The 22,186-nt window shown below is 41.3% G+C and carries 16 protein-coding genes; all 16 read right to left on the bottom strand.

Features of this window, described 5'->3' with window-relative positions:
* Positions 1–4: 4 nt before the first annotated feature.
* The 16 genes from ACT29I_RS08080 to ACT29I_RS08005 all read right to left on the bottom strand — a co-directional run bounded on the left by ACT29I_RS08080 (position 5) and on the right by ACT29I_RS08005 (position 22,121).
* The gene (locus ACT29I_RS08080) at positions 5–337 is read right to left on the bottom strand and encodes an NDR1/HIN1-like protein (protein WP_430931730.1); all 333 of its coding nucleotides are present in this window, start codon (positions 335–337) and stop codon (positions 5–7) included.
* A gap of 14 nt (positions 338–351) precedes the next feature.
* A complete protein-coding gene (locus ACT29I_RS08075) occupies positions 352–2,187 on the bottom strand; it encodes an eCIS core domain-containing protein (protein ID WP_444793166.1) in 1,836 nt (611 codons plus the stop codon).
* Positions 2,188–2,190: 3 nt separating this feature from the next.
* Positions 2,191–3,630, bottom strand: coding sequence for a contractile injection system tape measure protein (locus ACT29I_RS08070; protein WP_444793165.1), 1,440 nt, complete (start codon positions 3,628–3,630; stop codon positions 2,191–2,193).
* Between the two features lies 1 nt (position 3,631).
* Positions 3,632–7,834, bottom strand: a complete 4,203-nt coding sequence (locus ACT29I_RS08065) for a hypothetical protein (protein ID WP_444793164.1) — start codon at positions 7,832–7,834, stop codon at positions 3,632–3,634.
* An 11-nt stretch (positions 7,835–7,845) separates the two neighbouring features.
* A complete protein-coding gene (locus ACT29I_RS08060) occupies positions 7,846–10,614 on the bottom strand; it encodes a hypothetical protein (protein ID WP_430931726.1) in 2,769 nt (922 codons plus the stop codon).
* Positions 10,602–13,838: a hypothetical protein gene (locus ACT29I_RS08055; RefSeq protein ID WP_444793163.1), complete on the bottom strand. Its 3,237-nt coding sequence runs from the start codon at positions 13,836–13,838 to the stop codon at positions 10,602–10,604. Before ACT29I_RS08055 ends, ACT29I_RS08060 begins: the two co-directional genes overlap by 13 nt.
* Positions 13,839–13,870: 32 nt before the next feature.
* A complete protein-coding gene (locus tag ACT29I_RS08050) occupies positions 13,871–14,287 on the bottom strand; it encodes a GPW/gp25 family protein (RefSeq protein WP_430931724.1) in 417 nt (138 codons plus the stop codon).
* Positions 14,288–14,624: 337 nt separating this feature from the next.
* On the bottom strand, positions 14,625–14,915 hold the full coding sequence (locus ACT29I_RS08045; RefSeq protein WP_430931723.1) for a PAAR domain-containing protein: 291 nt from the start codon (positions 14,913–14,915) through the stop codon (positions 14,625–14,627).
* Between the two features lie 6 nt (positions 14,916–14,921).
* Positions 14,922–16,667: a type VI secretion system tip protein VgrG gene (gene vgrG, locus ACT29I_RS08040; RefSeq protein ID WP_430931722.1), complete on the bottom strand. Its 1,746-nt coding sequence runs from the start codon at positions 16,665–16,667 to the stop codon at positions 14,922–14,924.
* 5 nt (positions 16,668–16,672) lie between these two features.
* Entirely contained in the window at positions 16,673–17,374 is a 702-nt protein-coding gene (locus ACT29I_RS08035; RefSeq protein WP_430931721.1) for a CIS tube protein, read from the bottom strand.
* Positions 17,375–17,657: 283 nt separating this feature from the next.
* A complete protein-coding gene (locus tag ACT29I_RS08030) occupies positions 17,658–17,816 on the bottom strand; it encodes a DUF5908 family protein (RefSeq protein ID WP_444793162.1) in 159 nt (52 codons plus the stop codon).
* A 2-nt stretch (positions 17,817–17,818) separates the two neighbouring features.
* Complete coding sequence (locus ACT29I_RS08025) at positions 17,819–18,250, bottom strand: phage tail protein (RefSeq protein WP_444793161.1); 432 nt, start codon at positions 18,248–18,250, stop codon at positions 17,819–17,821.
* Positions 18,251–18,252: 2 nt separating this feature from the next.
* Positions 18,253–18,687 (bottom strand): phage tail protein, encoded by a 435-nt coding sequence (locus ACT29I_RS08020; protein ID WP_430931718.1) that lies wholly within the window; start codon positions 18,685–18,687, stop codon positions 18,253–18,255.
* A gap of 30 nt (positions 18,688–18,717) precedes the next feature.
* Complete coding sequence (locus ACT29I_RS08015) at positions 18,718–20,634, bottom strand: phage tail sheath family protein (protein ID WP_430931717.1); 1,917 nt, start codon at positions 20,632–20,634, stop codon at positions 18,718–18,720.
* 18 nt (positions 20,635–20,652) lie between these two features.
* Positions 20,653–21,528 carry a hypothetical protein gene (locus ACT29I_RS08010; RefSeq protein WP_444793160.1) on the bottom strand — a complete coding sequence of 292 codons (876 nt, stop codon included), beginning with the start codon at positions 21,526–21,528 and terminating at the stop codon, positions 20,653–20,655.
* On the bottom strand, positions 21,528–22,121 hold the full coding sequence (locus ACT29I_RS08005) for a DUF4255 domain-containing protein (protein WP_444793159.1): 594 nt from the start codon (positions 22,119–22,121) through the stop codon (positions 21,528–21,530). Before ACT29I_RS08005 ends, ACT29I_RS08010 begins: the two co-directional genes overlap by 1 nt.
* Positions 22,122–22,186: the final 65 nt, after the last annotated feature.

Raw genomic sequence — 22,186 nt, 5'->3', positions numbered from 1 at the left:
TAGTTTAATCCTGTACTTTTACAACTTTTAGTTGAGTTTCACCCTTCCACAGAAGTTTCAACTCAGATGCTCCCTTTTCTGAAAATAAAGCCTTACCTAGTGGCCATTGTACCGTTTTGGTTTGATGCGAAGGCACACTAAAATTAATGATAGTCCCATTTTGAACTGCTAAATCCCAGGCGACACTTTTGTTTCCATTTATAAAAAGTGAAGTTTCAGAAATATCGAAATGTAAAGTTTGTGATGTTGGATTATAAACAGATACACCAATTTCAAAATCGCCCAATCTATCAAAGGGTACTTTTTCGCTGCTTGTTAAAAGATTTACCCGAAGCATCTAATCATTAATTTTTATATCACCGTATTATTTATAAACCTAATAACGAGAGCTCCGGCTTTGGTAATCATCATGGTACCGGTGGATGTCATAAAAAAGGCTTGCGTTGTGTTGGTAAAAATCTTTCCTTGCGAATCCGGTTCTCCATCTATTTTATACAAATTAGGGATCACCCAGTCAAATCTACCACCTGAAAAAGGTGCCGGAACACCATGCCATGCTGCATGGTCCGTCAAACCAGTATTGTTATCATTAAAAGGTAGGAAATTAGGGTTGGGGTGATGAAATATTTGATCGGCAGTAAACCTTGTGAAATAGCCGGAAACATTGGAAGCTGGGCCGGCCACTTCGAGCCATTGCGTTCTGCCAAAGTTCACATTCATCGGATGGATAAATACATTGTTCTGCATACATGCACCGGCAGTTCCCGCGGGGATTGCGTGTCTCCCACCTACAGTCATGGTAAGAGAATCGGGCGCAGTAACAGTCATATGGATGGATGTTGCACCACCTGTTGTTGTTAAGGAAATGGTTGGTGATGCTGCTATAGGTGGGGCTTCCCATACCATATTAACCCCATTATTGTTACCAATAATCCTACCTGTTGTGGCAGTCCATGTTCCGGCGGTATCCCCTGTAAACCGCACCCTTTCCCCAACACCTACCGTTGTTCGCGTATCAGCAGTGCCATCCGGAGCTGATGCTATGGTTTCGGATGTAACTACGGGTACTGTTCCTGGCGGCGGATTAACAGGTACCGCAGGTGGCAATACAGGAGTTCCACCTGAGTAAAGCGCATCTAACGACGACATGGTAGCTACATCCAACACACCTGTATCGGGGATAGATGAAGCCCGTTGGAAATTCTGAATGGCGGTTCGCGTTTCATTACCGAAAATACCGTCAACACCAAAAACCGGCAATTGGAATCCCGCATCTACCAGGGCTTGTTGCATAATGCTTACCGGAGCACCGCTGCTTCCGTTTTGCAGTGTTTGTTCTCCATCGAAACAAGCTTCTAACACCAGGTTTCCGGAAAATCGGGCAGATGACAAATCGTGATTGTCGCCTATGGTCATTTGCAGATTCAGTGATACCTGACCCGTTTGCTGAATGGTATGGGTCAGCTCATGGGCCAGCAAATGCTTGCCGTCCGTTGATTCAGGATTATATTTTCCCTTATTAAAATAAATATCGTTTCCATGCGTAAAAGCCTGTGCCCCTAATTGCTTGCTTATTTGAACGGCGGTAGAATCGGTATGCACATTCACCTTACTGAAATCAGCCCCAAAACTTTGTTCCATTTCGCTCTTGGTAACGCTATCCAATTTACTGCCGCCACCTTCGTTAGCTCTTAGGGTAGACTCAATATTAGGTATAGCCCTGGAACTTCCAGATCCTTTTGTTTGAACCATTTCTTCTTCCTCTTCCATAGATTGAGCCTGAAGCACTTCCTCTTCTTCCTCAACAGGCTGGGCCTGCAACATTTCTTCCTCTTCTTCTTCGACTTGTGCCTGTAACATCTCTTCTTCCTCCTCCAGGGGTTGAGATTGAATTACGTCCTCCTCCAGTTCTTCCTGTCTTTGAAGTAAGGGGCTAATTTGTTCTGCCAATGGCTCTCCTTGCAGCTGTTCCTGAATGAAATTTCCAGAATCAGCCTTTGATTGAATTCTTTTGCTACCTGCTACCACCTTATCCGCAATATGGTCGGCTTCTTGTTCGTACCTGTCACCTGGTTGCCCAACTGTTAGTTTGGGTTGTGCCATGAAAAAACCACCATCCTCTTTATTTGAAAAAAAAGGACTACTGCCCTTTTCTTTTCTTCTTATTCTCCTCTGCTTAGTTTTCATCAGTTACCATTCTACATACAACAACTCTTTCTGCCACGGTAATTTTACAATGGAAATGCCCCATTGCAATTGATCAAGTAACACGTCTTGCGCTTTGCACTCAACGGTTAGTTTATATCCTTTATCTGTTTTTTGCAGTTTCCCATCTCTATAAAAAAACATTTGGCGTAATCCATCGGGCGATGTGCTTTTGAGTGCTGGCCAATGTTTTATTACTTCTTTTAACAAAATTTCTGCCTCCGTTTTTATATACTCGTTGATCAGGCTGTAGGTAGGAATCGGCATTTCCAAAGGAATTCCGCATAAAAACTTTTCCAAAATCATATCAGATTCAAAATATTCGTCCTTCCCAGTCACCAGAAAATGAAATGCATGCAAGGCTACAAAACGGCTTTCTTCTTTAATTGCACCCTCTTTATCTAAAAAGGCCAGGTTTTCGAAATAGGACTTCAAAAAGGGATGTATCAGGATGAGGCCCGCATTGTTTACGAATATTTCATCATTATCCTGTTTTAAAAACGGGTGTGCAACTTCCCCTTTTCTGTCAATTTCCTCAAAATTAGCCCGAAGAACTATATCCGATGTCTTTTGCAACAAACTATTTTTTAGTGTTTTATCCTTGGGATTAAAGCGTATTCTACCTCCAATATTTTTTAAGAATGCCTTTTCTATGACCGTATTAAATTCATGAATTATGGAAAGATGTTCTTTTTCATTCCCTGATATGCCCAGAGAACTGTAGAATTCTGAAAAATCAAAGAATGAATTTTCACTTTCCGTATTAACCGTTTTCGATATGAAATAACTTAAAAAAACAGACCTGAAATTATTAGATAATTTATCCACAAAAGTTATTAAGATCTTCTTTCCTGATACATTTAAAACACCCAGTGAATCGATGAAAGACAAAATATTATTTGTTGAAAGCTGGTAGACAAAACGTTTTACCGCATGTCCGTCTTTCTGCAACAGTAAACCTATCTTTTTAGCGAATGATTGTTCTTCGAGGTTCTTTTCCCATTTGTCCGGGTGCGTAAACTGTATTACATCCTCTTTTTTTCCATACCAGGGCAGATAGCCATGCTCCAGAAAATACAGAAAGATAGACGCTGCGTTGTTTCGTACATGGATTTGAATTGAGGCTTGATCGCTTCCTGTGCTTTTTGATAGGTGCGAATCCGGATTATTTAAACATTTTAAAAGTTCCTTTTCCAATTTGGAAACAACTTCATTTGTATTGTTCCAATCCTTTATGGCTAATTCCAAATCCAGAATATCAACCCTAAGTATCTTACCCGAATCATACTCTTCAAACAATTTTTCTATTCGAGGAAATATCTGATCCTGCAAAAACCGGCTGATATTATCTTTAATGAAATACGCCTCTTTCTCGCTGGCAGTATTTACATCAACCGTTACCTTATGAATGATATGATTCGACAAACTATATCAAATTACCTGCTATTATTCTCTCTACATGGTCCTTCAACATCTCAACATCAGAAATCTTTTTAAGATAATCTGCAATAAATGATTTCATGGTATCGCTGAACACAACGACTTGCTGATTTTGAAGTAGCCTGAGCAGTTCCAGAATTTGTTCCAACATATTTTTCAGAACATCAGCATGCTTCAATATTGCATCGTTATCCTGGCAACCTAAAACATTGTAGAATAAGCGCAATTGCAACTCAAATAACTGAACCAAACGAGGCACCACATCTTCCTGCCCACTCATTTCCAATATCATCTCAGTCGTACGACGAAGAAGCAATGTGAACATTCCATCCAATCGGTCGTTCGCTTCACCCTCCAGGAATTGATCAATGGCATCCGTCACACCTTCGTTAAAATCGCTGGTGCCACCATACACAACCGCCGTTTGTTTCCAAAATTCATCCACCACACCATTGTCATCATGTTTAATGGCATGCAAAGCGGTATGATCTATTAAAATATCGGCCTTGGTTTCGTCTATACAGTTTTCCTCAGGCTCATTGTTATACTTTGTATTAACCGTAGTTGTCCTGCTGCGATGCGGTGGACACACGGCTGCTCCGCGAGCCTGAAGACTAATTACCCACGAAGTTGGGCTGTCTGGCGTAAGATTGATAATATACGGATTGGCGTCACCTCGCTCAAACTCCTGACCGTTGATGGTCCATATAAACTGATTTGCGTTTAACGAAGTATTGGTAAGTATTAATTGGTTGCCTACCTGCTGTGCCGTAAAACTGGCAAAAGGAGCAGCTTGAACTACTATGGTTAAATCACTGGCTTCACCATCCAACATAAATGAATGAGTACCAGCACCTGCACTGGTCGGATTGAACACAAAGTTACCCGCTGCATTTTTACTAACACCAGGACCTGCTATTTCAACATCAGCTCCTGCAGGTGTTACATTAAACGGATAAGTTGATTTGTCATTTTCGCAATATTCCTTTTCTTCCAGATCGATGCTTGCCGGTATAGCGACAAACTCAATTCCGTGTTCAACGGAAGATGTACAGATACCGTTTTCAGCAGTAGCCGTCAGGCTTACCACCACCTTGTTGTCCTCGCCCACAGGAAGATTGTAAGTATGCGTAGGACTGCGATCTTCCGATGTGGTTCCATCCCCAAACGCCCAAAAGAATTTGACTCCCTGAACATTACCAGTCGCAACAAAAGTGAAAGTTGTTTGGCTGGTTGGCGATTCCGGAACGTTAAAATCGACCTGAATACCTTTGTAAACGGTAAGCACGGCATCCGTAACCTGATCGTTAACAGTAAAGCGTATCTCTTGTCCGATTAATTCTTCGGGGAAGAGAGCCGGAATTATAACCAAACTATTATCCTGAATAGTAATAGCCTCGGTTTCAGGATCTGATTTAACAACACCATCTGCCGGTGATATTTCAAATAAGACAGGATCTGTATCTGTGCCCAAACAATATTTATCTTTTTCCAGACGCAAAGTTGCCGGTGGTTTGGCCACAATGTAATTGATAGGCTTGCACTCGGAACAACACAAATAAGGCAGCGCAAAATCCGCAACCACCGTATTGTCAGGAATATCCGAAACCTTTACGAAAGCACTCAAAGATTCCAACCGGTTAGCAAGACTATCTTCCAACTTTAGTAAATCACTTACCCTGTTTAATACAATATTTCGTTCAGATGCACTGTATTTATTTATTTTTAGTAGGTCGTTGGCCAACTCTGCTGTGGCATTATTGAATGCATTGGAGCTAGACAAATCATTTACACTTAATTCCGGTCGCTGTAAAACCTCTTTATTTTTATATACGATAATAAAGGTACCACCAGGCACAACCCCTGCCACATGTTCGGCACCCGGATGATTTTCAATAAATTTGGAAAGCTGCAATTCCAACAATATTTTTTCTTTCCGTTTATTGATTTCTTCCAATAATATCTCCAATTTTTTACCTGAACAGCATACCGTAGACAGCTGATTAATTAAAAGTCCCATAAATGCTCGTAGCGCTACCGATAGTTGAAGAGACTGATAAGCAGCTTTCATTTTTTGAACCAGATCGCACAGTTGTTCTAGTGTTATTTTATAGTCGTTCACCTTAATGGTATCCACCACAGCCACTTCTGCAGGCATACGCTGAGTAATAACATGCGTATAAGCCATCAGCTCAACCCCTTTCTCCACCACAAAAAACTTTAATCCAGGATCAGCATTCCATTCATCGGTGTTTACTTTTTCTGCCAGTTTCTGGCTAGCACTGGCAATAATATCGTTTACGGAGCCTGCCTTATTTTCTTCTATAGCAGCTTTCATCTCAATACCCAACGTATCCTTTGCAGTATTCATATTATCGGTTACAACACTGTTTACGGTATAAACGCGTTGGTACAGCGTATTCACATTCAAATAGGAAATATCTTTTCCTGCTGTTGCAGACTTTAAGTCCCCGGAATAAACCGATGCCAGCCTTGCACTGGCCTTATTTGTTAAAACCAGTTCCGATTCCTTCATGTTCTTCCCGGGTTCGGCCGTGCTAAAACTCGAAAAGAAGCTTGCCACCTGAGCGAGAATGCAATCTTGTTCGGCTTTCCACGCGTTCAGCATGACTTTTAAATCCTCAAACTCGCATTCATAATCGTCAATGTCCAGTGTTTCATCCGTCAAATTAACTGCCAGTGCCTTCACATCAAAGGCCAGTCCGTATTTCACCTTTAAATCGTTGAGTGTTTCCAATGCATCCCGGTAGTCCTTGCCCTGATGGCCTTCAATCCTAAGAAAGTCGTATTTGTCGATATTGTAAGCCAACGGGTTTTGAATATGAGGGGCAGCTGCCAGATTATCTGTATGGTAGCCCAGGTTATATTTCTCGTCTCCTTTTGATGTTTTGTGAAAGCTCCAGGACCTAACCAAAACATCGTTATGTTTGTAATAGTACGGTATGGCCTGCTGACCCAAATCTTTTAATCGATTTGATGGTATAATTTTAATGTCCCCGGATTTTACACCATATGTATCGATCAACACAAATAATCTATTAATTAAACTTTTACACAACAACAACTTATCCAATCCGCAACTAATGGCCGGGGATTTGTAGAAAGAATGCCTTAATTGTTTGGGTTGGATATTAACTTCGCTGATTAATCCCAACATCAAATGCTTTGGGAATGCATTGATATCGGGCAAGCAAATACCTTTCAAATCAAGCAATAATGTCTTTATTTCGCTGTAAGTATCTATTATATTCTTTAGAAAATCGTACCTGTACTGAATGTCAAAAGGTACCGCATAGGCACTAAAATTGAAAATAGATTTGAGCTTAGTTATTGAGGTATTTAAGATGGTTGTTGAGATATTAAGCTGTAGGATAGATTCAAAATTTTGAATGATGCGCGTGATTCCGTTTGAAAGATGTTTAACAAGGTTATCACTATTAATTACATTGTAATAGGTTCTTTTAAGTTCTTCGTACTTAACCGTGTTAATTTGATTTAACACTACCCTTCGAATGGCTATTTCCGGCAGATTAAAGTAATGGTTGAAAACATTGAAGGCACTGAAAACGGTATCCCTTTTGGCTATCAAATCCGCATCCGTTTTTGAAACCAGAAGCACTTTTAATCGATTGATTTGTTCAACGCCCTGATTGTCGCAATCGATAGTAGTACAAAGTTCATCTTCCCTGGCAAAGGACTCCAGGTAAAGTAAAACTACTTTGTTGTTCAAATCGGGTATGGTATGCAGTGGTTGAGTATCTTCAAGTTGTTCAGGAAATAACTCCCATAGATCCATTACCTGCGATTCGCCTCCAACCTGCTTTCTGAACTGATTGTAGTTGGCCACATCATCTGCAAAGCTTTTATAGTACGAATACTTAACGGGTTCACTGGCTAGTGTTTTTAAATCGGAACCCGGTATTGAAACTTTCATTTGTAACAAATCACCATCGGTTGTGACACCTACTCCCGGTGTTATGGTTATGGAAGAAGCATTTAAAGATAACTTAAAGCCGCATACTATACCTACCCCGTACAGGAATACCCTGGTAAGTCTGTTCTGGTCATCAAAATAGGTAACAAACTCGTTTAACTGATCTTTGGTTAACACCTGGTTATCAACAAACGTATGATATTTGGTTGTAATTTCTGTTAATTTCGATGCCATAACTTCTTCAATTAAAGGTTTCCAATATTTGTACGGCCTAAAATAATTTTGCCTTCCGACACATCCTCTTCATCATCGCAATCTATCAATCTGCCCGAAGGATAAATTGAGTTTAGTTCAGTAAGTATTTTTATCAATGCTATCAATTTCTCTCCGTCTTGTTCCTGTCCCAGACTTGTTTTGGCCTGCAAGAATTCTTTATATGCTTCTTCAAACAGAAGCATTTCGTTCTCTTCGTCGGGCACACTTCCTGTTCGGTGGCCTATCCAGCAAATGCGGGCCAACACATGCGCCGGCAATTCCTTTCGAATCAAATCTTCCATAAAGTTTCTAAAATCAGGGTTGCCGAAACGATAGGTCCAACCCGGAAGTACGACCGTAACACGATAGGAATATGGGTCAACAGGCTGGCAACTTTCACAGTTTTCGGTGCACACAGGCATAAACTGACTTTGCGGCACTGTTGCCTGGGTAACATCAGGGCGAAGCAGCATATGTTCTACAATAAACATCCCTTCTTCGGTAAAGTCTTTGACAAAAAACCTGATAATTTCCAGAATTGCCACTTCTAGCTCTTCCTGCGTATCGTAATACAAAAATTGCCTGGCAATAATCCAGTCTGAACTCGAAGGATCAGCTTCACGGTTGATCACATCAAAAGAATACTTATTTCCGGGAGATATCTGAATCTTAAAATTACCGATCTCCGCCTCATCCTCCACTTCTGACTTAAAAGCTTCTGTAATGGTTTTTACCGACGTTTCAACTACCCTTACTACTGATAAGTACAGTTCATCTATGGCAGCCCTTGGTGTTTTATGATCGTAATTTTCTGTGGCGGAAAGTATTTTAACACCCTCATCCGTAGTAATTCGCCAACGGTAAACCTTATCGCCATCCGAATCGATTAAATCATATACCTCTACAAAAGATTCTGACAGGTTTCTACGGTTAAAATTCTTCATCCCGCAAAGACGGGCTATTCGTTTTTGGGCACCTGCAATATTATCGGTCTCCCATAGTTCGCTTGCAGGTTGATCGAAATAATTAAATGCTGTCCCTCTCCAATTGCTAATGCCCTTATTTACAGTCGAACCTGAATCATTAATCATTTCACCATATTCCGAAAGAAAAACCTCTTTGGCATTAACAATAGATTGTTCTGCAAAACTGCCATACAACTCTTTCATCAAGAAAGAAAACTCGCTAAATTTTTCGGCGAAGCGTGCTATCAAATGGTCGAGCAATTCGTTCTTTCTTATGATATTATCATCTAGATCCGAAAGCAATTTATCCGTTAAATCATCATCGTTCGCGATGGGGTAATCGCGCACTAACTCGTCAAAATCCTTGATATCCTTTACGGCTTGCGTAAAATAAGTTTTTGACAACTTGTTATCTACCGAAAGCAAGTGCTTTACTTTTTCGAGATGTGCAAAATAAGTGGCAAAAATCTGGTCGAAAAACAGCAAGTATCCTTTTAATTGCTTGACTTGTGCTTTTCTTTCAACGGTTGAACGAGGGGGCAACCCTACCTGACCAATCCCGTACGTTTCGGGAAAGTCGTTTTGGACGGTGGTTGTAGCTCCGGTTCCCCAATATTTACCTTTCGGGATTTCTATTTCCTGACCTATTTTAGCCAATTCCTTTTTGGCCTCCTCTTCCGCTTCTAATTGTTCATTGTAGGTTTTTACTGCGTCCTCATTCACATTTACCGGTAACACTCCTTTGTAATAACTGAACGCACTTTTTTCGCAAAGGATAGGTTTCTTGTCCTCTTCGATACATAACAGCCACACATCCTTGTCCTCTTCGACAGGGTTAGAGCAATCGTTAATGGATATATCTTTTATCACCTTTACACCTTCCACTTTCATGATCAGTTGAACAATATCTGAAAGGCGAACCTCAGAACGAAGTTGGGCATTGCTTAATTCCTCCGGATCAATAAAACCATTGTTAAGTACCGGCCCTTCAAATATTTGATCCGAAGTATACCCCTTATCAAACATCTGCTGAAGAGAATAAAACCAGATATCGGGCGAAAAATAATTATCGAGAATACGTACTATTTGCGCATGCACCATCTCTTCGTCCGCCTCCTGATAAAGCTCCACATATGCACAAACTTTTACCGCTTGCGTTTCAACCTGTTTGACCTCGATTAAGTCTTCACAAAGATTCCTGTTTTTATGATAGGTTGTTATAATCTCATTTTTGATTCGATCAATTTCGGCTTCTTTATCGGCATCGGTTGGAAAGTCATCATCGCTTAATTCGTCAAAATCTACCAGCAGCGTATAAAGGCCGTTTAAATCAAATTCTTTCCTATCCTGATCATCTGATAATTCAAAATCACCTTTATCGTAAGATAGGAGATCGTTTCTGCAATCGACATATACCGTTTTCCTAAACTTCTGCAACCAGCAGTTTTTTACACCCTCCATGTCGATAAACAATTTACGGTAATCATCTTCTGTTACCGGTTTTCCGGGTAAAATTTGGAGTGCTTTGAAAAATTGGTCTTCTATGAAACCTTCTTTTTCGGGGGTCAGGATATTTTCGATGGGCATTTCTATCCGCGACGACAAATCGGTAATCGCATAACAGAGCATTTCCAGCATGGTAATACCCGGATCATGCGAATTATAATCGGTCCAGATATTGCCCGCCAGCTTTTCGATATACTCGAGCCCCTTTTCTTTCAGGAATTGATAATCCAGGTCGTTGCTGGTTTCAACGCCTTTGGGAATGGTGATATGTTTGGTTACGGTTGACATATTTCTGCTGGTTCTGGGGTTGAATTAGTGCAATCATTCAAATCGGTATCTATCACATGGGTTTTGGCAGAAACCAGAATTACCTCAGGACTGGAGGGTACGGCTTCATTCACCTCGGAAACTACTTTGGTGGCAGCATTTTGCTGATGGAGTTTAACTTCCGCTATAAAATCGACATATGGCAGTTTTTCGATATAATTTATAATTACACTTTTATGCAAGGACTGACCGAATTGCAAACTTGAGGCGGAATCGAAAGCCCAAGGAGAAAGGAGCTTGGTGATATCTTCTTCTAATACCGTTTTATAATATACCTCATCATAACCTTTATGAAACTTGACTTTAAGCTCTACTGTTACTTCTTCGTATTCGGGGTTGATAACATCTACATTGACCAACGAACCAACCAGTTTTTTCAAGAAATCTGATATTTCGTTAAGCCTTGCCTTGCTTACCCTGGGCTGATAAATATCAAAAACATTTTTATCTGCGATATCTGGAATAACTACCACCACCGCGTTTCCCGGCGCCAGATAATTGGTCACTCGTTTATTGTTTACAATCGCAGTACTGGTATGGCTCAAGCACTTCGTTTTATGAATATCAGAGAAATTCTGCAGCACCAAATGTTCGTAATCCCAAATGGTAATAGCCCTGTTTTTATGCCGAAGTCGTTCGCTTACCCTTCTGTAAAAGTCTACATCAGATTCCCCTGGCCTTCCATCAAACGAATTGTATGGCTGCGTAACCGATTTTACCTTAGGAATACGGTTAATCAGTTTTGAGATGGTTTCAGACGTTAATCCTGTTTCGAGATGTTGCAGGTTATTGTCATTGTCTTGCAGCACAGCTTTAACAACCTGAGCATGAATCCCTATGACTTTACAAACCGCATCATAAGATTTATGGTTTTTTGCTTTTACCCATAGGTAACCCGATGGCAGTAAGGTATTATCGTTATTGGCTTCTCTGGGTATGGAGAATTTTACAATGCCTGATTTCAGAAAATTATCAATTTCATTAACCACCATATAACTGGTATCCAACTCTTTCCACTCGTTATTGACCATTATATGCCATTCAATTTTTTGTTTGCCAACAAAAGATTCGGCTTCGGGGTTTTCGCTTCCTTCCAGCACCTGAATAAGCAGCGCGACCGTTTGTCGGGGTTCTGCATCTTCCAGGCCAATAAACAGCTCTCCTCCCTTACAATAAGTGGGAACTAAATTTAATGATGGATTAACCCCTTCATCGAGCAAACCGTTTTGAAGTTTTAAATCCAGGTTTTCTTTTGATTGCCCGAACGGATGCTCATGGAAGAGATACAATTCTTCCTTTTCATATTTTGAACCGACCACCGAAATATTAGCCGATGCTGTATAATTTAAGGTAATTTCCTCCACAAAAGGAGTATAGGGTTCGTTGGGAATAAGGGTACTATCGTTCTCGCTGCTCATGGCCAAGGCATAAATCCTGGGAAACAATTCATGCAAAAAAGTTTGATTCAACGACAAACGAACCGGCCCGTTTTTATCTTCTTCATAAGCATCTATTCTGTTAACCGTAAAATTCATCCCAAAAACATCGTCATCTTTATTGAACATTTCTAAGGCATCCATGCCGGTTACTGTTTCCCAGTCTTCTTTATTATTTATCTCGACTGCTACCTTAAAGTGGGAATCGTCGTTTACAATTAAATCCGTGTAAGTAGGACTCATTATAATGTTTAAATTCTCTTGGAGCACAAGATCCTCGATTTCAGATGATGTTTTCTTAATCGCAGCTGCAGGAACACTAGTCAAATCAAAAATCCCGTTTAAATAACCATATGGGCTTATTTGGGTGATAAATGTGCTTCGGTAGGCCAGATACCATTCCTGAAAATCATCGGGCGTATTTTTCCATTCGATAGCAACATCAAAATCATCCCAGTTTTTTTTAAACAATTCCGGATAGTCGATATAGAATTTGGATTTTTTAAATGGCTGCGTCCCAAAAGGATAGAATGGCGTTTCGGCATTAATGGTTCCAATATCGTTCGAAAGGGAAATCCCTTTAATTCCTGTCACATCAACACTCACTGACAGATTTGAAAGTTCTTTTTCCACGATATCGCGATATAGATTGTGAGCCTCGGTGTTTTCAGTTTTAACAAGCACACGGCATATTGGATACGAAGTGTTATAACTACCTAGGTGAACTTTAGCTTCATATTTTGTAACCGGTTCTTCTTCTTTCGGAATTTCAAAGGCTATGCTAAGTTTTTTACCGGACATATTAACAGATGAGGTAAAACCGGTTACACTAATTACAGGAAACGGTCCCAGCCAGCCTTTTTCGCCGGTACAATAAATTTCCAGATGGGCGTTCAACTGAGCTTGGGTATATGATGCACCCGGAGCCGATGCAAACTCTCCGGTTATCATTACTGTACGTATTCCTTCGCTCAACTCGAGTATTTCACCCGATAACGAGAAACCGACCGTTGCATCAGCCAATTCGGGATATTCGTTATCAATACCTTCTACTTCTTTTTTATAGTATCCAAAGGGCCACCATTTCACTTCATCGTTCGGAAAATCCTCGCCCTTACCATCGTATGAATTGGCAATTTCCGCAGCTTTTAACTTGCTTGCGTCATGATCGTTACAAACACTTTTTAATTGAGAGACTTTTGTTTTGTTGGCAATTAGTTCTTCCGAAATCTGATAAATTAATTTGTTGCCATCCGGATCTTTACCCGCATCCAGTTCCGTTTCGGCCGATATTTTTTCGGATGTAGCATTTTTAGCCAATTCGAACAAGATATGAACCGAATCGGGTGAAGAAGGCAATTTACCAATTTTTAATACCTGTTTGTAGTAAAAATCAAGATGTCGCTTGGTTAGTTTATTGAAACGCTGTTGGGTTAATTGTAATAGTTTAATGAAACTTACATACAACGCCAAGTGCGGAGTAATGTCGTTTCCTTGATTAACCTCCTGCAAAAAAGCGTTTAATTCCGACTCGGATTTAAAGAAATCTTCCCAGAATCCAACAGGTATTTTCTCGTTAGCAATTCCGTAGTAGTTTACATGCGATGCAAAAGTGTAGGCAAATTGCATCCACTCTTTCAACTCAAAATCGTTAAGCTTTAACGAAGCCGGATTTAATGCAGCAATATATCGTTGCATTTGTTCCGTTCCTTCGCGTCCGAATAGTATTTCTTTTCCGCAGTTGGCCATTCATTTACATTTTGGCAATATTCATCGCATGACTATACATTTGTTTCGCTTCCTTCTTCTTTGTAGAATGGGAATACCATATTCTTCCTTGAGTTGGTAGTGCGTACAATATATTCGATGTTTATTAGTAGTTCTCCCTGCAATTCGTTGGTTGGGTCAATGTCAATCTTAATCACGTCGATTCTGGGTTCGTGGTATAGGATGGCCGATTTAATCAGGTCGGTCACATAGGTTCTCACGGTTAAGCTTAAGGGCTTAAAAATCAGCTCGTCCAAATTACAACCATAATCTGGCACCATAATACGTTCACCCAAGCGGGTAGAAAGCAATATCTCAAGGCTACTTTCGATATCAGTTTCTCCTTGAAGCAACTTGACAGATCGGTTTCCTTTTTCGAATTCCGGAGGAAAACTCCATCCGGAGCCTAAAAACGATTGATTGATTGGCATAATATTTAGTAATATTAGTTTTTTGGTTTTTGGTATGTGGTCGGTCCCGAAGAAGATAAGTTAAAAGGGTACGGAATTTCAATTCGTTCAATATTCAGTTCACAGCTCCATATACAACTGACAACTATTAACCAGTGACTATATTTTCCTAACAAAAAACAACCGCAGGTGAAAGCCCATGATATTTACAAAAAGTGTTAATACCAGGACATCTTAACTATCTATTGATTAAATCGATTCACCTCTAGCTTAGGGGTCTCCTTATTGTTGGCCTAACCCAAAAACGAAGCAAAAAAGTCAAGGCTACCTGAAAAATATCATTTGCCCGTGGAACAATCTAGCCAATAAGCACAGTCGGACATCCAGCTACGATTACGCCTCCGTGGGCTGTTGAATCGCCCATTCTTGCAGCGGGCATACCTCCTATCATCACCGTTCCTGAACCCATGGCAATCATGTCGGGCGGCCCAACACAGGTTGCCATATCTCCAACACGGGCAGCGGGCATTCCACCAATTAAAACCGTTGGCGATCCCGGCGGTAAAACCGGGCCTCCTACATGTGGAACTGTACCTGTTACCATCGGACAAGTATGCATATCTGTTATTCTTGCAGCAGGAGCACCCATCTTACATTAATTTATCTGTACCAATGAACCTTGAATTTTTGCAATGGCACTTGATATTAAGTCAGCACCGGCCGAACCTTCGGCCTTGAACTGAGCGTTGGCTTTTATCTCCACATTGGTGCCTTCTATTTTCACATCTCCCGTAGCTTTAATGGAAATATCACCCTGACTTTCCAGGGTTATCCCGGCGCTATCCATTGTGAAAGTATTGGAGTTTTCATCTTCCAGTTGTATTACCCCGGCATCCTCATCTACACTAATCTTTTTTCCGGCCGGTGTTTCCAGCACCACTGATTTTTTGTCGTCATCAAATAATAGTTTCATCTCGCTTCTGGTCACAAAACCTTTTTCGTGATTGTCGTCACTGGCTTGCAGTGGAGCCGGTTTTGCGCTACTGTTCATCATGCCCAGAACAATTGGATCGCGCGGGTTTCCGTTGATAAAACCGATAATAACCTCATCGTCAATCTCAGGACGAAAGAAGGAACCCCTGTTCTCCCCGGCATCCAAAGTACATACCCTGGCCCAAACACCTTGTTCCTGATCGTCGACCACCGGCATACGAATCAATACACGATCTTCACCATCCGGGTCGCCTTCGAGTTGAGTTACCTTGGCCACTTGCAATCCGTTTACAGCCGCCAACAGACCAGATGCCGGCAGGTCATTTATTTTATTAGACTCTGTAAACCATTTGGGATTGATGCCAAATTGCGCAGTGCAAGTCCAGTTACCTTCCGATATTTGGTGGCGAACCGCCGAAACATAAACCTTGCCGTTAAAACGCTCACCCACACCCACTAATTCAAGTGTGGTATCGGGTTTTACTTCAGGCATTCCCTGGAATTTCACACTCCCCCTTACCTTTGAAAGTTTATTGAACAGACTTTTAGCATCGGCCCATTCCTGCAACTCGCTTTCATTCATCTCGCCACCGTCCTTTAATTGCAGATTATCAAGTCCTATTACCTGTGACAAATCGTCCGAAGTTAAGTTTCCGTTGAGGAAAATATTTGTGTCATTGGCTTCTATTTCAAACATCTCCTGGTCAGCTGCATTCCAACCATATGAGGTAGTTGTTCCAAACTGATTTCGGGCATCTATCTCCGCATCAAAATCGAGGATGGTGGCCCCATAGACCAGCGATATTGCTTCTTCCTGTTCGTAATCGGGAGCTTTAACTGAAATTTTACCATCGTCAACAACACATACTTTTCCATTGGCTTGTGCCCTAGCTATCATAAAATCCCAATCGCTTACATCATATTGAACCATCTCGGCATGTTCTACATTAGTGTTGTCAATGTCTTTATCTATGCCATATTGCCCAATGATATCCTGAATAATGTCGCTATCGTTGCTATCGTAATAGTATTTACTTTTTCTCCCAACCGTGAGTTTTACAGCCACATCTTTACATTCAACAATCAACATCGATTTGCCTGGTCTTATTTTTAGGTTGTGACGGATCACGATGCCTTTAAAGATAGTTTGATCTTCGGAATGATAGCCCGCTTGAATCTCTATCTCCTTACCCGGCACAAACAGATCCTCGTTACTGAGCGGAAAATCCTCTGCTGACGGATCGCCATCCCGTAGAACCATTTTTGCCCATGGTATTCGGTTTATTTCTTTTTCTACCGCAATGTTCAATACCTGATACGTAGCAGATAATTCTTCCCCTTCAATTAAAACTTTATAGGTTGTTAAATCGGCTGAACGAGAAGTTTGTATAACTCTTTCTTTGGGCATATTAATTAAGTTGTTTTTTCAAGTGGAGGAAAGAAAATCTCCTGCCCCACTTTAAGCTTTCTGAAATTGGTCAGGTTATTTACCTTGGCCACCTCAAGGTAATACTTTGCGTCGCCATATATACGGTGAGCCATTAATGGCAAGGTATCACCTGCCTTTACAATACGGATATGGGTTAGGTCGGGTGATGAATTGTTTTCCAGTGCCACCCGCAAATTATCTTCCACAAAACCTTTAAACTTTGCCCTGGCTGTTGCCCGTAAAGGTGCACCATTGGGGCTGAATAACTTAAAGGTAATGTCCATCTCGCTAAGGGTGCCTTTAAATAATAAGGAACCCCAAGAAATAACCAGATAGTTTGGGCGATGCTCGTCTCCATTATAATCAAAAACTATTCGTTTGAACCGGTCCACATCGTCAACTACCCCAACACCCTCGTCCGTCGACAAACTGTTATTGGTAGTATTAACCACAACACCCGAACGATCGAAGATAAATTCCAGTTCCAGATCCTCGGGAGGCATCTTGCTAAATCTTGGAGCCGAAGAACTGGTTCCCGAAGCCTGGTCCTCGTTATGCTCAATCTGGTATTTAAGGTTATATTTCTCAGGATTTAACAAGGTGGTAAATTCGCCATCGGCCACCTCGTTATTGAACTGCTCGTCGCTATATGCTTTTATTTGTAGTTTTACCAGTTCTCCAGACATTTGGAATAATAATTAATGCTAAAGGGAAATAAAGGGTTGTTGGATGATGCGTGATATCCAGGCCCAAACATAACTTGCGTATTTCAATTGAATCGTGATACGCCTCACCGTCTTTTGATGGTTCGGTTTAATTCATATCTTGTTTCTAGGGCAATAATCCCTATTCCTTCGCCATAGTACTTCCTCCTAAAAAGGGAAAGAACCTCCTCTCCACAATCCGGGCAGACTTCGTACCCGGGAGCAAGGTACCCATCACTTTTAGGAATAAAAAAGACACTTCGATTTACCGCTCCTCCTTCTTCGATAGAATTTCCATTACCTGTTCCACGCAGGCTTCTATAATCTTGTCTTTATCGCTACTGGAATTGCCCGAAGGCCTTACGCGCCTCGAATCGTCACTAACATTTATTTTAATATGGAGCTCTTTGATTTCAATTGGCATAATTAGAGGATATTAAAGTAGTTGTACGATAATTCTATAGTCTCTACAACCAGTTTGCTTTCTTCCGCACTGAAATCAGTTACCGACCATTTAAGCGGCCAGGCATGTACAATATTCCACGTGGTAAGGGGTTCGTGTTCCTCATTCAACAAGGTGACTTTAACATTGGTTGGGGAGATATCAAAGTTTTCCACCGCATCCCTGCACCATTTTATCAGTCCGGAGCCCACTACCGCTCCACGTTTCAAAACCAGGTTGGGATAGGAAGTACGAGTGGGCAGTTTGTGTTTAAACCTGTTTTCTCCCCCCTCGGCTATGTCTTCCGTTTGCAGTTCAACCGATAATCCGGCCACTGATTGAAATTCCGATTCGCCATCTATATCATCGAACTCAACTTTAAAATGAAATCCAAGTGGGGGATAGTATTCGGCCATTGTTATTCATTTTGAATGATCAGACCTTCATGGACCAATTCCATGGATTCTATAGCCACCTCGTTACCATCCGCCTTAAGGTCGGTGGATTGTACTTTGATTGGCCATGCGTTCTTAACCTTCCAAACCACAACAGGTTCGTGTTCTTCGTTTAACAAACTTATGGTAATATCACGGCGTTCAATGGTGTTCAACTTTACAGTATTCCACCAGTTGTAATACTCGTTGTCGGAGGCAAAAGTGCCGCGTTTAAGCGTTATGTTGCTAAATTTTTGCATCCCGGGCATTTTTATTTTGGAGTACTCGGGACTGGCACCATGCCTGTATTCTACCACCTCGGTTTCCACATCTAATCCGGAAACTTCGGTAAAGCCTATTTTTGTTCCACCCCAATCAACCTGAAAGTGAAACTTTACGATTGGATATGCTGTTGCCATAATTGTATATTTTATTACTTATTAAATAGGTTATGATTCCTGCATTTTGTGAGAAAACTTAAGGATAATGAATTCTGCCGGACGAACCACTGCCATGCCTATTTCAACATTCATATACCCGTTCAGGATGTCCTGTGCTGTCATGGTTTGTCCAAGACCGACTTTCACAAAGAAGGCATCATCCGGCTTGGCTCCGGCCAATGCACCTGCACGCCATTGCAATATCAAAAAGTTTTCGATCATACTTCTCACCTTCACCCAGGTATTGGCATCGTTGGGCTCAAATACAAATTGAGCGGTAGCTTTTTTAACGGACTCTTCCACCATGTTAAAAAACCTGCGAACAGAAACGTAACGCCATTCATTGTCGTTTCCGGCCAATGTTCGGGCACCCCATATTAAAGTGCCTTTGCCGGTAAATGCGCGAATAGCATTTACAGATTTACCGGCTTCGGTATCTATATTAAGGCTTTCCTGATCTTCGTGGGTAATGCGAACAGCCGGAGCTTTTACTGCGGTGATGCTTACATTGGCAGGTGCCTTCCACACTCCCCGATTTTCATCCACAGCAGCATAAATACCCACAACTGCACCACTTGGTGGCAGAACGACCCCCTGCGTGTTTATGGCGTCCAATATTCCTTTATAAACCGGATCAGTTTGAGCGAGTATTTCTGTACGGCTTTCGCGTACAGCCGAAAGCTCGGTATAGAAATCATCAATCAATGTTTTCAATTTTTCGAGCAGGGCTTTAAAATATCCTGAAGCGGTTTGGGCGGTTTGGGTGGCCGTATATATGTCGTTTCCATCGGTGGCCGGTGCGGCAAAGGTAAATCCAAAGTCCGCATTAAAATCTTCACCTAACAAAGCCGCATCCCAAGTAGGCGAAGGCGCATCACTGTTGGCGGATTGACTGAAATGGTTGTAATCGTACAATGTGACCAACAGACCATGGAAATTTGAATTCTCGGCGGTAAACCTACCATGCACGCTAACGGCTGAGTTGGTATCTGTTGCATCATTATCGGTAAATGTTAGGTCGAAGAAAGCCTCGAAATAATCATAGAGGTCCTGTGCCGCTGTTACCAACTGGGTGCGGTTGGCAATATCACCCATCACAGGTACTATTAAGCTTGATTTAGCGGCCATATCCAAATCAACATTGGCGATACCTGAAACCAGGCCACTGTTAAACAAGGCTGTAATATCAGGAACAGCAACGCTTTCCTTGGTAAATGTTCCGCCAACCACGGCGTCATAATTAACACTAAACGGCAGTGTTGTTTTTAACCAAGGGTAATAAGCTGCCCCATATTTTAGATAATTCATACCTACATTATTCCTGAAATTGGCTACAGGATCGTCGGTTGGGGTTGCCTCATCATCCCCGTCCACAATATCCATAACCGCAAACCTGTCTTGCAATTTGTTACATTGACTAAGCATAGCTGCATGTACCTCACCTGATTCCGATTCGGAAAGATGAACTGTTTCCGGAATAACCAGTAATGTAGGTAAATCCTCTTTCTCCAAAGAGGCAAGTCCATCCAGTAATGCTTGCTTGCTAACATTGCCTGCCGCCGTATTATATGCCCCAACAGATACGATATAACAATCACCTCCGCCATTGGCAAAGAACATACGTAGTGTATCGTAAATTAAATTAATACCATTCACGTTGGTGGAGTTCACTGAATTGTCGGCATTCAAATCAATTTCTAGCGTTGTTGGATCGGGAGCACCTCCGAAGAAGAACTCATACTCTTTTAACGAACCTATTTTTATAGGCTTGATGATACTGCCTGCGTGGTAATCAACCCCATCAACAACCGCTGATTCAGTATAGCCGATAAAAGCGGGGATCGCGGTTTCAACCTGTGCGACGGATGGTGGAAAAATGGATATCTCCTCCACATAAACGCCCGGTGTTTTGTACGATGTTGCCATAACTGTTCAATTTAAATTTCACATATATATTTCTGAATATATTTTGTCGTTGGTGCTGTCGGGCTTTATCAGCCTGTAATCGGGGTTGGGAAGCTCAACTCCACCAAGTTCAATGGATACAAATCCTTTTTCGGTAAGGGGTTGGTCGGTTTTGGTTACCAGTATCTGGCTATTACCATTTTCTGTTTCCAAATCATCCAAACCAGTGACTGTCTGGTCAGTGTCGAAAATATATCGCCAGGTAGTCTTTCGGTTTTCGAAGAGTATCTCGAAGCTTTGATACGGATCGGGTATATGACCGGTTGCATCGGTAACATTCCAGGCTGTTTCATCACCTTTCATTACAATACGAATTATACCAAAGAGGTTTTCTTTTTCTGCAACCGTAAGTCTTTCCAGCTCATTGGTTGCTCCGGTATCTGATAAAACGAAACCATCATCTACTGCCACATTGTCTCCTGTTCTACCTATCAATGGATAAGATACTGGTTCGCTATCGGGCACTTGGTTTGAGAAGAAGAAAAGATTTCCGGCATTTTCGAGGGCAAGCTCTGTATAACTAAAAAAAAGTGAATCTTTTAACTTAATCAAGAAAGTCAATTCGAGTTCATCATCCAATTCGATAAAAGGTTCCGTGATATCGGTTGGCGTTACCTGGCTCCAAACTGTAAATCCGAAATCTGTAGCCCTGAAAACCAAATTATGCCCCGATATTTTTTGCTGACTCTCTGATGTAGTCACAAACGTCAATGTATTGGAGATGTCATATTCAGCAAACTGCTTATCCTTATCTTCCTGATTCATTGACAAATATTCATCCGAACCTTTATTCAGAAAAAAAAGGTGAAGAATACTGACGTCGAAAAGAGGTTTGTATAAGATGGAAAAAGACATTATTTGATGTGGTTTAAATCCCCGCCTATATGGGTGATCACTTCTGAGGTAGCCAGTTTTTTATCTCGTTCTACCTGAATCAATTGCACTTTGTAGATTACCGAAGGTAGTTGTCGCCCACCCAATGTACCCCAAATATTATTGAGCTGCTCGAAACTTGCCGTGTAAATCTGCACGACAAACTTAAAGTAATCAAGCACATCGAAGGACACATTATTGCGGTTGTACACCGTGTTGGATGAGGTGAATATGGTTTTTGCCTGAAAAAACTCTATGGTTTTCGAAATGCTCCTTAAAGATCGCTCGTAAGTGTCGCAATTGGCACTAATCAGCAAGAACAAGTTTAAATTAACGGGGGGTTTTTTGTATTCGGTTCTGTTATTAACCACCTTAAATGAAGGCGCGTTTTTAAGTGTCGATTCTTCTTCTATATTTAATAGGGTTAATATCACATTTCCGTTCAAATCCCTGGCATCGTTACTGCCCGACTCCCACAGGGCAATATTGCCCAACATAATATCTTCTTCCAGATTAATATCCTCGAAATATTTTTCAAGTTGTTCCTTAAGAATTTGAAGGGTTTCGTAAATCATCCGTTGAAAAAAAAAAGATGGCGTTCAGCCACGTGAGAAAAGATATTTTATGGTATGCATCAATT

Source organism: Saccharicrinis sp. GN24d3, from assembly GCF_052400645.1.
In the GTDB taxonomy this organism is placed as follows: Bacteria; Bacteroidota; Bacteroidia; order Bacteroidales; family Marinilabiliaceae; genus Saccharicrinis.
This window is presented reverse-complemented; position numbering and strand designations above follow the sequence as displayed.

Bases quoted from the DNA above. Each gene is read 5' to 3' on its own strand.
- vgrG (WP_430931722.1), bottom strand. From the start codon at position 16,667: ATGCCCAAAGAAAGAGTTATACAAACTTCTCGTTCAGCCGATTTAACA.
- ACT29I_RS08050 (WP_430931724.1), bottom strand. From the start codon at position 14,287: ATGCCAATCAATCAATCGTTTTTAGGCTCCGGATGGAGTTTTCCTCCG.
- ACT29I_RS08005 (WP_444793159.1), bottom strand. From the start codon at position 22,121: ATGATTTACGAAACCCTTCAAATTCTTAAGGAACAACTTGAAAAATAT.
- ACT29I_RS08060 (WP_430931726.1), bottom strand. From the start codon at position 10,614: ATGTCAACCGTAACCAAACATATCACCATTCCCAAAGGCGTTGAAACC.
- ACT29I_RS08030 (WP_444793162.1), bottom strand. From the start codon at position 17,816: ATGCCAATTGAAATCAAAGAGCTCCATATTAAAATAAATGTTAGTGAC.
- ACT29I_RS08045 (WP_430931723.1), bottom strand. From the start codon at position 14,915: ATGGGTGCTCCTGCTGCAAGAATAACAGATATGCATACTTGTCCGATG.
- ACT29I_RS08010 (WP_444793160.1), bottom strand. From the start codon at position 21,528: ATGTCTTTTTCCATCTTATACAAACCTCTTTTCGACGTCAGTATTCTT.
- ACT29I_RS08065 (WP_444793164.1), bottom strand. From the start codon at position 7,834: ATGGCATCGAAATTAACAGAAATTACAACCAAATATCATACGTTTGTT.
- ACT29I_RS08015 (WP_430931717.1), bottom strand. From the start codon at position 20,634: ATGGCAACATCGTACAAAACACCGGGCGTTTATGTGGAGGAGATATCC.
- ACT29I_RS08035 (WP_430931721.1), bottom strand. From the start codon at position 17,374: ATGTCTGGAGAACTGGTAAAACTACAAATAAAAGCATATAGCGACGAG.
- ACT29I_RS08055 (WP_444793163.1), bottom strand. From the start codon at position 13,838: ATGGCCAACTGCGGAAAAGAAATACTATTCGGACGCGAAGGAACGGAA.
- ACT29I_RS08025 (WP_444793161.1), bottom strand. From the start codon at position 18,250: ATGGCCGAATACTATCCCCCACTTGGATTTCATTTTAAAGTTGAGTTC.
- ACT29I_RS08020 (WP_430931718.1), bottom strand. From the start codon at position 18,687: ATGGCAACAGCATATCCAATCGTAAAGTTTCACTTTCAGGTTGATTGG.
- ACT29I_RS08075 (WP_444793166.1), bottom strand. From the start codon at position 2,187: ATGAAAACTAAGCAGAGGAGAATAAGAAGAAAAGAAAAGGGCAGTAGT.
- ACT29I_RS08080 (WP_430931730.1), bottom strand. From the start codon at position 337: ATGCTTCGGGTAAATCTTTTAACAAGCAGCGAAAAAGTACCCTTTGAT.